Here is a 12,141-nt window from a genome sequence, read left to right on the forward strand (position 1 = left end):
TTCCTAATCGACTCTTCGGGTTCCTCAAACAAAAAACCCACCCTCAGAATACGGGCAGGCTCGGTTTCGGTCAATTACATTGTGTAAGCTTAACTAACATTTTTAATGGTTTTTTGAATATTTTCACAAAATTTTCATTCAAACAAAACATTTGTGTTAGTTTTTATAACAACTATTATTTTCCATATTCCCCGATCACTTTGCCTGTAGAGGTTGAGTCATATCCCCCGAGTCGACCTAGCTCCGCTTTGAATTCCGGAGAGGCGAGAAGCGCCTTCAATTCATTGATCCACTCCCGATTTCCGGGCTTCTTCAGCATGACCAAGTCAATCCGTTCCTGGCGCATAGGTATAAAATCAACGTCGGCAGACAAGGCACCACGCTCCGAGCCAACGCCAACATCGGCATTTCCTGCGGCGACCTGGCTGGCTACGCTCATGTGACTGCGGAATTCGCGCTCATATCCAAGGATGGAAGCCGCGTTCAAATGGCGAATGCGCAGCTCCTCTTCCAACAGGACGCGTGCACCGGACCCCTTTTCCCGATTGGCGAGGCGAATTCCAGGAACCGTCAGATCAGCCCAATTGCGGATGCCGTGAGGGTTGCCCTTGGTGACGTACAACCCCGCTGTGCGTTCTGCCAGATGTACGACCACATAAGGAAATCCGACCAGAATCCGCCGGATATACGGCAGGTTATACTCCCCCGAATCTCCGTCGAACAGATGGGTGCTGATTAGATCGGATTCCCCTCTGTACAGGGAAAAAAGCCCGTCCAGACTGCCCATCATCGAGCGGAGCGGACGTTTTGCGGAACTGCGCTCCTCCATGTGGCGAGCGACGAGATCAAGCAGATGATCCTGCCCGGTGATTACGATCGTATTGGTATCGCTTGCGGCCGCCGCTGGAGTAGGCACAGCGGATCGCTCGCCCCCTCGACTGTCTCTGTCTGATGCAAATCGAACGTCAGCGTTCTCACTCATGCGCATCTTGCGCTTGTACTGGTCCAAATCCGCGCTATCTACGCGCATCTGCTTGCCGACCCGGTAAGCGGGCAGCTCGCCTTTTTTGATCAGATCATAGACCGTCAGCTTGGAGACGCGCAGCAGCTGGGCCAGCTCTTCCGGGGTATACGATACGGCAGATTCCATGTCCATTCACTCCTCACGGAGGCATTCCGGTTCTCTCGATGACCGGTGCTTTTCTCTATCATAAAGGCGAGTCTACCAAAGTGCAATGAAACCGTTCTCTTCCTGAATCTTCACAAATCTGCCAATTTTGACAGCACTGCGCACACAAAATCTATTTACAAGTTAGTTATAACTGATTATATTTTGATATAACTTGTGATGTGAGGAGGCCTAACATGAAAAACAGAAACCCCTTATTGGTGATGCTGCTTCTTTCTTTGGCACTTCTGCTCGGATTGACCGGCTGTGGAAAATCGTCCGATTCCGCCGCCTCCGCTTCGCCTTCTGCTTCCGCCTCAACCGCTCCAACCGATTCTCCTAGCGTTTCGCCTTCGCTCGCTCCCTCCGAATCCGCTTCTCCAACGGTTGCTCCAGCCGGCGACAAGGTTCAGCTGATTGTCTCCGCGGCCGCGAGCCTGACCGAGAGCCTGGAAGAGATCAAGCCGATCTATGAAGCCAGTCACCCCGGTGTCACGCTGGCCTTCAACTTCGGTGCTTCGGGAACGCTGCAAAAACAGATTGAACAAGGCGCTAAGGCCGATCTGTTCCTTTCCGCCGGAGCCAAGCAGATGAAAGCGCTGGTCGAGGGCAAGTTCATCGATTCGACCACCCAAAAAAATCTGCTGCTGAATGAGCTGGTTGTGGTCGTTCCTTCCGAAGGAGGCAAAACGGTGGCTTCGCTTGAAGACTTGAAGGATGCCGGTTTCAAAAAGCTGGCCGTCGGCACTCCCGAATCCGTTCCGGCAGGCAGCTATACCAAGGAAACGTTAGAGAAGGCCAGTCTCTGGGATGCTCTTCAACCCAAGATGGTCTTCACCAAAGACGTCAAACAGGTGCTGAACTACGTCGAGACAGGCAACACCGAAGCCGGGTTTGTCTATAAAACCGATGCTCTCGCCTCCACGAAAGCCAAGATCGCTTATACCGTGGACAACAGCGCCCACAGCCCCATCACCTATCCGATCGGAATCATACAGGCAACAGAGCACCGGACGGAAGCGGATGCTCTCTGCGCTTATCTGACTTCGCAGGAAGCGATCGATATCTTTGTGAAACACGGCTTCCTGGCTGCTGAATGATTCCGGATAACGTCGCATGGGGAGACGTCTGGGCTCCGATCGGTCTATCACTGAAAGTCTCCCTGCTTGCGAGCGTTCTCGTCTTTCTCATCGGCATGTACTTCGCCTGGAAGCTGCGGCGCGCCCGGTTTCCCGGAAAAATCCTCATCGAAACCTTATTCATGCTGCCGTTGGCGCTGCCGCCTACCGTCGTGGGCTTTCTCCTGCTCGTCCTTCTCGGCAGAAGGGGACCGGTCGGCAAGTTATTGGAGGGGACGTTCGATTACAGCCTGCTGTTCACGCCAGAGGCTGCCGTCATCGCATCCGTTATCGTCGCCTTCCCGCTCATGTACCAATCGGCCAAAACCGGCTTCGACGAGATTGATCCCGATCTCGAAGCCGCCGCCCGGGCCATCGGAGCGAACAACCGCCAGGTGTTTCTCTATGTCAGCCTTCCGCTCGCCTGGCGTTCCCTGCTCACCGGCTACATCCTCGGCTTCGCCCGCGGGCTGGGCGAATTCGGCGCCACGCTGATGGTGGCCGGGAACATCCCCAAGGTCACGCAGACGCTGCCGATGGCCATCTACTTGGCAGTCGATCAAGGCAAGATGACGCTGGCCTGGTATTGGACGGGTGCCACGATCTTCATCGCCTTCGCGATGATACTAGTGACCAACCGTCTCCGGTGGAAGTGATGGCATTTCGCGCAGACCCCCTCCTGAGGCAAAACAAAGACGCTCGCTTCTCTGTGTGGAGAGGCGAGCGTTTTGTTGTGATGTCGGTTAGGCATTCTTATGCTCGTTCATTCGCTAACCGACGGGTTGTAATTCCCGTAAAAAGCTTGAAGAAGAGGGATGAGTCCAAGAGGATTGCGCCGCAAATCCTTTGCGCTGAAGAAGAGGCTGCCGCGTATTTCGGGAATGCTGCGGTTATAGGCTAACTGATTCACCAGCTCTTGGGCATTGTCCCACCCCACCTCGGAGGTTCCCAGCTTATAAGGGGCTTGCCCGATATAGAGCTTTACCTTCGTTCCTCGAACCTCATTCGCCCACCAATCGGCAAGGAGATCGTAACGGACGATCGTCCGGGACATGCTCCAATAGAGCTGCGGGGCTACGTAGTCGACCCATTCGTTTTGAATCCATGTCCGGACATCGGCATAGGTGCTGTCGTAAGCCGTCATGCTCGCTTTCGTATCGGAGCCGGTCGGATCGTCCGCCTTGTTCCTCCACACCCCATACGGACTGATCCCGAAGGAGAGGCCCGGTTTCACCGCCTTGATCCCTTCCGACAAGTCGTGAACAAACTGATTGATGTTGTCTCTCCGCCAATCACCTTTATTGGCAATCCCGGCATCGTTGTATTTCTGGAAAGTGGCGTTGTCGTTGAATGGGGCGTTCGCCGTCTCCCCGGACGGGTAGAAATAATCGTCCAGGTGCACTCCGTCAATGTCATACCCCTGAACGACTTCCAAAATCGCATCGATGACATGCTTGCGGGCTTCCGGAATTCCTGGGTTGATATACAGCTTGCCGCCAAAATTCACGATCCAGTCGGGATGTTGGTTCACAACATGATTGACTGGAAGCTGTGGAGCCGCACCAGTGGTCGCCCGGAATGGATTGAACCAGGCATGGAACTCCAGCTTCCGCCGATGCGTTTCGTCAATGAGGAAGCGAAGCGGGTCGTACCCCGGATCTTTGCCTGCAGTCCCAGTCAGATAGGAGCTCCACGGAACGAGCTGGGATGGATAGATAGCATCCGCGGACGGTCGAACCTGAACAAACACCGCATTCATACCCATCGCTTGGACCTCATCCAGGAGTTGGATATAGTCTGCTTTTTGTTTTTCTACGTTGCCATAAGATTTCGAGCTCGGCCAATCCAGATTGAACACCGTCGAAACCCATACTCCGCGCATCTCCTCCGAAGCGCTGACTACCGGCGGCTTCACGGGAGGAGTTGTCGGGGATGTCGTTGGAGTCGGAGAGGTCGTGGGTGTCGTTGAAACCGGAGGGACAGTAGGAACTCCACCCGTTCCCGTTCCGGACCCAGGAGTTTCCCCGCTTCCCCCATTTCGGCCGGAGGTGAGAATAACGGCACGCTGCTGAGCATCCCAGACAACCTGAATACCAAGCAGCTTCTCACTCACAAAACGAATCGGCACCATCGTTCGCCCTCGAACCACCTCTACCGATGCGTCGAGAGCAATCGGAACGCCATTTACCAGAGCCGTTTTTTGCCCTTCTGTGAGAACCATCGTTTGCGCATCCATCTGGATAGTAGCTGCTTTCTTCGAAGGAGACCAATCGACCTTCGCCCCAAAGCTCTCGCTAATCACCCGAAGCGGAACCATCGTCACCGAAACCTTCGGCTTGAGGTAAGGCGGCACATCGGTGGTCAAAACCTTCCCATCCAGAATTAACCGGATGTCGGACGCCGCTCGCGCTTCGGACCCGCCCGTGAGCGGCCAGAGAAGCACGAGCACCAGCATAAGAAGTAACCTTGCTTGGACGTTCATCATTTTCCTCCGAACCTGTAAATGAAATAGAAGAAGCCTTTCGACTCTCTCTTTATAACGATTCCTGAGACTATGAAAGTTGCATGTTGGTGTGAAAATAAATAGGATTTTCTTGGTGCGGCCCCTTGAATGACCAAAGGCATCGCGCGGTGATGGAATGAAGCTTATTACGCATGGGGGATTCTACTTCGATGAGGGGACGGGTGCAGGAGAAGGCATCCGATTCCGGTTGCGGAAGATGCTTCCGAGAACACCGCACATGACGAAATTCAATAGCACGGACGTGGGAGCATAGGAGAAAAACGGTATCGACACCCCCATGATCGGAACAAGCCGGAAGCACATCGCGAGGTTCCATAGCGTTTTCGTCAAGAGCAATGCAGCAAGTCCTCCCCCCAAGCAGCGCCCAAATGGGTCTCGAATCGCCCATGCAAGCCTGATCAGGCTGACGGTGAAATACAAGAGAAGCGCGATCAGAGCGAGACCCGCCGCCCAGCCCATGCTGTAGACGAAATAAGGAAACGCCATCTCCGAATAAAAGGCAGGCAGCGACTTGAATGGAGCTCCAAAGCCATGTCCCCACCAGCCTGCCTTTTCCAAGGCGATAGACACTTGAGTGATTTGATAACCGTCCATTCCATTAAACAACCGATGCATGGTCATCCTGAGGATGCGAACGCTATCGGACAACACGAACGGAATCAAAATGAAGCAGGCGGCAAGGACGCTTAGACCGACAGTAACTTTTGAGAGGCGAAGTAAACCAATCCTCTGAGCTGGCCCGCGTCTCATCATGCCTGTTCGATGAATGGCAAGAAACAGAAGGAAACCCGCAGATATCGCATAGAGGAAGTAAGAGGAAAGGTCATTGAATTTCAAGAAAGCAAGGCCGGGAATAACCCAGAAAATGAATCCAAGCTTCGTGAGATAGAGTAGTTTTCCGAAAGCTGAGCCTATCCGTCGCATTTTGGTGAAATCGGAAACGGAGTCCATCCACGGCAGCTTGCTCGAAACAGCACCTGCCAACGCGAGAAGGAAAAGGACGGAGACCAGCTCCGAACCATTTAAAGCATACGATCCTATCGACAAGTAGATTTCACCACTTGGCCCACTTGCATCAAAGGAAACATAGATCAGGAGCAACGCCACTCCGTAAAAGCCCATTGGAAAGCGGCTGAGCAGCCGATAGGGAAAGAGCCTCATCACAAAAAATAGGGCCAATCCGATGACAGCGGCAGCCGTTCGATAGAAACCGTTATGGGACCCAAGTCGACCTTCCGTCGCAGAATTAACCGAAAAAGCAAGTGCGATTCCAAGCAAGGCCAAGATCACGATAGCTGCAAAGAAGCCCACATCAAACCGGGGACGATGGGCTTGATCGAACTCCTCTCCGACCGTTCGCGGATCTCCCATTTGCTGCAAGGCTGCCTGGATTGCGGAATCCTCTCTCAATCCTTCCTTATCCAGCTCCTCCACCGTTTCTTCCAGGTGACCAAGAAGCTCAAGTCTCAGCTCCGGATGCATGGCCTTCGCTCGCACCTGTTTGCAGACTTGATCCAGATACAGCTGAATTCGAGGTTCTTTTTCCAGCCTTCTCATGCGTTTCCCTCCCCCAATACCCGATCGACCGTACGTGCGAATAGGCGCCATTCCTGCTTTTTCTCCCCAAGCAGCTTTTTGCCTGCAGCCGTAATCCGGTAATACTTCCGCTTGCGTCCCTCCTGCTCGCTCCACTCCGCCTCTACGCAGCCCTCCGCCTCCAGCAAATGCAGAATGGGGTATAAGGTGCCTTCTTTCAAGGTAAAAAGCCCATCCGATTCGCGTTCCAGCTCCTTGGTCAACTCATACCCATACATCGGTTTCCGCTCCAAGAGAGTCAGGATCAAGATGACGGTGCTCCCTTTCATCAGTTCCTTGTTGATTTTCATGGGTCCTCCTCTCCGATCCGTTCTCCTAATACCTAGATATATTATATATCGTATATCTATGTATACGGTCTGTCAAATGAATCATTCATTTCTATAAATCTTTCACTAAGATGAATCCATCCCTTTAATCCTGTAAAGAGGACATCCAAGCTGTCCCCCCAATTTGGTAGTGTAAAGGAAATCCAAAAGGCGAAAGGATGGACATGCCCTATGAAAAAGGAATGGAGAAAAGAGGAAAAAGCGTTTTATCTTCCGAGCGAACAACCGGAGCGCATACACATTCCAGCTTGGCGCTTTTTGGCCATTACGGGAGAGGGAAATCCGAATACCCCGGCATTTTCTGAACGGATTGAGGCTCTCTATTCTTGTGCCTACGCCATCCGGATGATGCCAAAGACCGGAGTTACCCCAGAAGGCTATCAGGAGTACACCGTTTATCCGTTGGAGGGACTATGGAGCTTGCCCAATACGACCGGTGAGAATGATCCGCTGGACAAAGACCAACTCCTCTATACCTTGATGATCCGTCAACCGGATTTCGTGACGGACGAAATCGCGGAAAGGGCTGTCCATACCGCAAACAAGAAAAAGCCCCTCCCCTTGCTGCAGGAAGTGAGGCTTTCGAGTATAGAGGAAGGGTTATGCGTTCAGGTGCTGCATATCGGTTCCTTTGACGAGGAGCCGCGCAGCTTCGAGAAGATGAAGCAGTTTATGCAGGAGCAGAAGCTGTCTCTTCGCAGCCGAGAGCACCGCGAAATCTATCTAAGCAACTTCGAGAAAACCGCGAAGGAGAACTTGAAGACGGTGCTTCGTTACCGGGTCAAGGAAGATTAACTTTGTTGACGGACCAAGTTATTTGATTCGACTCCGTCTGAACCCGTGCGGTTGATCCGGCATTGTCCGATTCGGCTCTGTCTGAGCCCGTACGGTTGATCCGGCATTGTCCGATTTGGCTCCGTCTGAACCCGTGCGGTTGATCCAGCATTGTCCGATTTGGCTCCGTCTGAACCCGTGTGGTTGATCCAGCATTGTCCGATTCGGCTCCGTCTGAGCTGGTGCAGGATAATTCAACATTTAGAGTTGACGGCCTATTTAATCGGACGATCAGTGGTTTCGCATTCAACGTTGAAATTTGAAGTCTTTTCTTTCCCCAGTATGAACATCCATATTGTGCGCGTGAGAAGGACATTTTTGCCTATTTTGTTTTTTAGAAGGTGGACAAAGAGCAGATAGACCCTTCCTCACGTTAAGGCCGCCAAAATGTCTATATCTAGTGTAAATACAGTCGGTGATAACAGTATATTGACGTCCACCCCATATCGGCGTCTCTATCTCAGTCAGACAGGACTGTCCACCTTACGAAAGACAAAACCATACATATTGTCCATTATAGGTGGACAACTTGATGACTCATAACCACTTTCGCAGGCTATATTACACCGTTGATTCATCTCCATTTTCACAAGCTATATCACGTCGTTGGTTCATCTCCATTATTTTCGCAAGCTAGATCACGCCGTTGATTCATCTCCACTTTCGCGGGATATATCTCACCTTCTTTTATCTTCGCTTCATTCCAGGTTGACACCGTTTCAATTTCATTCGATTGGGGTTGACGGCCTACTAGGACCATCTGATCCGATCTAATTTATATCGTCATCGTCCCATTCGGCTCTTTCGGCCCGGCGATTGGATGAATGACCGTCATTCCGTTCAGGTAAGGCCGCAACGCCTCGGGGATGGTTACCGAGCCGTCTTCATTCTGGTGATTTTCAAGGAGTGGGATCAAGATGCGCGGCGTTGCCACCGCCGTATTGTTCAGCGTATGACAGTAGCGCAGTTCGCTATCCTTCCCTCGGTAGCGGATGCCGGCGCGGCGAGCTTGGAAATCACCGAGGTTCGACGCTGAATGCGTCTCGCCGTAGGCATTCCGGCTGGGCATCCAGGTCTCGATATCAAATTGCTTGTAGGTCTTCTGCGACATGTCGCCGATGCAGACGGCTACGACCCGATACGGTAGTTCAAGCAGTGAGAGAAGCTCTTCGGCATTTGCAGTAATCTCCTGGTGACATCGCTCCGAAATTTCATAATCCGCTTCGCAGATCACCACCTGCTCCACCTTGGCGAATTGATGCACCCGGTACAGCCCGCGAACATCCCTCCCTGCCGAGCCGATTTCACTGCGGAAGCAAGCGGTGGCTGCTGTCAACCGGATCGGCTCCTTCACATTGACGATCTCCCCACCATAATAGGCAACAAGCGGAGCTTCGGACGTGCCGACGAGGCATTTTCCCTCATCTTCCACGCGATACACCTGATCCTGCCCGAACGGGAAGAAGCCTGTGCTCGTCATCGCATCCGGCCGAACCATAAGCGGAACATCCAGCAGCGTGAAACCGCGCTTGATAAGGAGATCCACTGCGAGCTGTTGAACTGCTCGATGAAGCATAGCTCCGATTCCGGTCAAATAATAGTTGCGGGTTCCGGCCACCTTCACCCCGCGTGAAATATCAATGAGCCCAAGCGATTCGCCCAGTTCCACATGGTCGCGCGTCGGAAACGCGAATTGAGGCGGCTCTCCAACCCGCTTCAGCTCCACATTGTCGGCATCCGACAGCCCCTCCGGCGTATCGGGCGATACGAGATTCGGGACGAGGAGCAAGAGCTCTTCGAGCTCTTGGCTGACGTTGGTCCACTCCGTTTCCAAAGCGGCCAGCTCGTCGTTGATCTTTTTCACAGCTGCTCGTTCGGGTTCATAAAGCGCACCTCGTTGGACTGCGGCTGAAGTCGTGACCTTCTTTGGCTTGCTCCGCATTAGGCGTCCGATTCGCTCGCTCCGTTCGTTTCGTTCCCGGCGCAGCTCCTCCACTTTTTGCTGAATCTCTCTCTTTTGCCGGTCCCGTTCCAGAATCCGTTCTACCGATACCTCGATTCCCTTGCGGTTCGCCACAGCCTGCACGAGTTCCGGCTGCTGTCGGATGATCTTCATGTCCAACATGGGTAACACTCCTTCGTAGGTGGATTTGCAAACAAAAAGCGCCCTCATCCGTTTGGGACGAGGAGCGCTTGCTCGCGGTGCCACCCAACTTGAACGAACCGGACAGACGGGTTCGAACCTCTTGGTTCCGCGGTAACGGGCGGTCCGGTTCACTTGGAGATCGGCGGGATAAGCTCCTGAGCGGGAAGTCGGTATAAGACGAAACCGAACTCCCTCCCGCGATAACCTGGCGAGAACGCCTCCGAGTTGGAATCTCATCATCGGCGAATCGAGTTATCAAGATGGTAAGTGACAATATACCATAGGAGTGAAAGGGAAACAAGAGGCGAAGGCAAAACGAGATGAAGACAAAACGGAAAGAGCAACAAACCGCGAAGAACCGAAGGTGAGCTTGAACGTCTGCTTTCCTTGCAGAATCGGAGTCGTACTCGATCGTCCGATTCGTATCAACCGTGATCGAACGATACGAGTTCACGCCCCGGCTCGAAGCGGCGGCATGGCAGCTTCCGCAAGGGGGTTGCAACAAACTGCCACAGCAAGTTCCCAGATGAGCCTACATCGTCTCCAGCGTAATGCGGCTTCCGGCTCCGGCTGGTTCGGCGGGCTCCACAATGAGCCGCTTGGGCAGCCGGGCTCTCAGCTCCGGCACATGGCTGATGACGCCAACGGTCAAACGTTCCATTTGCAGCTGTTCCAAGGCGCTGACCACGGTATCAAGCAGTTCCGGGTCCAGGGTGCCAAAGCCTTCATCCAGGAAAAAGAATTCCAGCGGCGATTCGCCGGTTAGCTGAATTTGCGCGGATAACGCGAGCGCCAGCGCGAGCGAGGTCAGGAACGTCTCCCCACCGGAAAGGGTGCTGACCGGCCGTTTGATTCCACCGTTCGCGTCGTCCCGGATGATGAACCCGCCCTCCGAGTCCACCTCGATGGCATATCTCCTATGCGTCAATTGGCTCAGCCGATCGGAAGCTGCCCGGGTGACCTGCAGCAGCTGTTCCTTGGCCACAAAGTCAATGAACGCATTACCGCGCAGCACGGCCTGGAGCTTGCTCATTCGGTCAAGCTGCACCTCAGTGGAGCTTTTGCGCTCTTCAAGCGCCTTCCAATGGGTGTGCTTGCCCTCCACGTCCTCCCGGTCCCGGTTAGCTCGAGCTCGGCGTTCGAGTGCCGCTTCGTCTTCCTCGCGAGCGGCAGTCAGCCGTTCGGAGGCAAGCCGCCATTCATCCTCTGCTACCATCCTACCGGCACGCTTTTGCTCCAGTTCCGCTCGTTTTTCACGCAGAAGAGCTTCCCGTTCCCGATAAGCCTGCAGCTCTTTACGCCACTTGTCTTCGGTAAACGAATCCAACAAAGACGACCCGACCTCTTCCGCATCGGCGAACATTGTACGGGATAAGGCTTCTTCCCACCGGCTGCGAATATCGGCGAGGGAAGCCGTCGCCGATTCGATCGCCTGACGTGCCGCAGTAGCACGGTGATTCGCTTCCTCAAGAGCCCGAGCATCTTGGTCGAGCAGAACCCGGCCTTCCCGCTCCCGCTTGCGCAAACGGTCTAACCGCTCCTGCGTCTCCGCTATTTGCTCTTCCACGGTACCGGTCGCGCCTCCGAGCTTTTCCTTCAGTCCGGCAAGCCGATCTTCCAACTGCCGCTTAAGCGAAGCCTGCTCGGTTTCCAGCCGTACCTTTTGCTGGCCGAGGCTTTCCAGCTCCAACTGAAGGCGATTGATGGAAGCGAGTAGGTTGTCCAGGTACGGCTCGCTCTTGCGCAGCCGCTCCCGGAGCGCATCCGCCGCGCGGTCCTTGTCCGCAAGCGCCGTCCATTCCGCCGCCAGCACCTCGGGCGTGCGGCCGCCGTAAGCACCGAGCCAAGCGGCGAGCAATACGTCCGCTTGCTCGCGAGCTTCCGCACCGCGTTTGCTTGCTGCTACGGCGGCTTCTTCCGCTGCGCCTTGCCGGGCGGTGTGCTCGGCTCGCTTGCGGGCGTCAAGCTCCGCCGCCGCGAGAAGCGGGTCGGCGTCTCGAACGAGCAGCCGCAGCTCGCGTTCGCAGGCGGCGAACTCCTCCGCTGCAGCTTGGACCTGCTGCGCGAGGAAGGAGGCGACTGCGACATCCGCCGCTTCAGGCGAAGCGCTGTTTGCCCCAATGGAAGCGAGGGCGGGGGGTTCCTCCCCGCGAGCCGCTTCTTCCGGCTCTGGCGGACAAGCGTCCGCCAGTCGGCGGAGCAGCGCGTCGAGCTCGAAGCTCGCCTGCCGAATGGCGAAGCCGCGCTCGCGGCAATCGGCCGCGAGCTTCTCAAGCGCTGCCGCGATACAGGGCGACAATGCGCTCGGTGGGAAACGCCGTTCTCAACCGGGGAAGCAGTTCGAGGACGACATCCTTGCGAGGAGTCGCAATGAGCACCCGGCGACCCGCTTGCCGCTCGTACTGAACGAGGCGCTAACGGCGCTC

8 protein-coding genes and 1 pseudogene are annotated in these 12,141 nt (G+C 54.6%); 3 read left to right on the forward strand and 6 right to left on the reverse strand.

Translation table 11 applies throughout. The features are described 5' to 3' along the window. Window positions 1-175: 175 nt before the first annotated feature. Window positions 176-1,150: a helix-turn-helix transcriptional regulator gene (locus BN2684_RS09365; RefSeq protein WP_058301909.1), complete on the reverse strand. Its 975-nt coding sequence runs from the start codon at window positions 1,148-1,150 to the stop codon at window positions 176-178. 215 nt (window positions 1,151-1,365) lie between these two features. On the opposite strand from BN2684_RS09365, the gene modA reads away from it, so the two are divergent. Next, window positions 1,366-2,268: a molybdate ABC transporter substrate-binding protein gene (gene modA, locus BN2684_RS09370; protein WP_058301910.1), complete on the forward strand. Its 903-nt coding sequence runs from the start codon at window positions 1,366-1,368 to the stop codon at window positions 2,266-2,268. Then, window positions 2,265-2,942, forward strand: coding sequence for a molybdate ABC transporter permease subunit (gene modB, locus BN2684_RS09375; protein WP_058301911.1), 678 nt, complete (start codon window positions 2,265-2,267; stop codon window positions 2,940-2,942). Before modA ends, modB begins: the two co-directional genes overlap by 4 nt. Before the next feature lie 107 nt (window positions 2,943-3,049). On the opposite strand, the gene BN2684_RS09380 is transcribed toward modB, so the two are convergent. From BN2684_RS09380 to BN2684_RS09390, 3 genes are all read right to left on the reverse strand, one after another. Continuing rightward, on the reverse strand, window positions 3,050-4,768 hold the full coding sequence (locus BN2684_RS09380; protein WP_058301912.1) for a family 10 glycosylhydrolase: 1,719 nt from the start codon (window positions 4,766-4,768) through the stop codon (window positions 3,050-3,052). 183 nt (window positions 4,769-4,951) lie between these two features. Next, window positions 4,952-6,367, reverse strand: coding sequence for an FtsW/RodA/SpoVE family cell cycle protein (locus BN2684_RS09385; protein ID WP_058301913.1), 1,416 nt, complete (start codon window positions 6,365-6,367; stop codon window positions 4,952-4,954). Continuing rightward, window positions 6,364-6,696, reverse strand: a complete 333-nt coding sequence (locus BN2684_RS09390) for a PadR family transcriptional regulator (protein ID WP_058301914.1) — start codon at window positions 6,694-6,696, stop codon at window positions 6,364-6,366. The genes BN2684_RS09385 and BN2684_RS09390 overlap by 4 nt, the downstream gene beginning before the upstream one ends. 210 nt (window positions 6,697-6,906) lie before the next feature. Between BN2684_RS09390 and BN2684_RS09395 the strand changes: the two genes are divergently transcribed. Then, window positions 6,907-7,530, forward strand: a complete 624-nt coding sequence (locus BN2684_RS09395) for a GyrI-like domain-containing protein (RefSeq protein ID WP_058301915.1) — start codon at window positions 6,907-6,909, stop codon at window positions 7,528-7,530. Window positions 7,531-8,344: 814 nt separating this feature from the next. Here BN2684_RS09395 and serS read toward each other — a convergent pair. Both serS and BN2684_RS25485 read right to left on the reverse strand, forming a co-directional pair. After that, the gene (gene serS, locus BN2684_RS09400; protein WP_058301916.1) at window positions 8,345-9,694 is read right to left on the reverse strand and encodes a serine--tRNA ligase; all 1,350 of its coding nucleotides are present in this window, start codon (window positions 9,692-9,694) and stop codon (window positions 8,345-8,347) included. A 553-nt stretch (window positions 9,695-10,247) separates the two neighbouring features. After that, window positions 10,248-10,760: pseudogene (locus tag BN2684_RS25485) on the reverse strand (SbcC/MukB-like Walker B domain-containing protein); the annotation flags it as partial. Window positions 10,761-12,141: the final 1,381 nt, after the last annotated feature.

Origin of the sequence: Gorillibacterium timonense (assembly GCF_001457415.1) — a bacterium.
Lineage (GTDB): Bacteria > Bacillota > Bacilli > Paenibacillales > NBRC-103111 > Gorillibacterium > Gorillibacterium timonense.

Bases quoted from the DNA above. Each gene is read 5' to 3' on its own strand.
- BN2684_RS09390 (WP_058301914.1), bottom strand. From the start codon at position 6,696: ATGAAAATCAACAAGGAACTGATGAAAGGGAGCACCGTCATCTTGATC.
- BN2684_RS09395 (WP_058301915.1), top strand. From the start codon at position 6,907: ATGAAAAAGGAATGGAGAAAAGAGGAAAAAGCGTTTTATCTTCCGAGC.
- BN2684_RS09380 (WP_058301912.1), bottom strand. From the start codon at position 4,768: ATGAACGTCCAAGCAAGGTTACTTCTTATGCTGGTGCTCGTGCTTCTC.
- BN2684_RS09385 (WP_058301913.1), bottom strand. From the start codon at position 6,367: ATGAGAAGGCTGGAAAAAGAACCTCGAATTCAGCTGTATCTGGATCAA.
- modB (WP_058301911.1), top strand. From the start codon at position 2,265: ATGATTCCGGATAACGTCGCATGGGGAGACGTCTGGGCTCCGATCGGT.
- modA (WP_058301910.1), top strand. From the start codon at position 1,366: ATGAAAAACAGAAACCCCTTATTGGTGATGCTGCTTCTTTCTTTGGCA.
- serS (WP_058301916.1), bottom strand. From the start codon at position 9,694: ATGTTGGACATGAAGATCATCCGACAGCAGCCGGAACTCGTGCAGGCT.
- BN2684_RS09365 (WP_058301909.1), bottom strand. From the start codon at position 1,150: ATGGAATCTGCCGTATCGTATACCCCGGAAGAGCTGGCCCAGCTGCTG.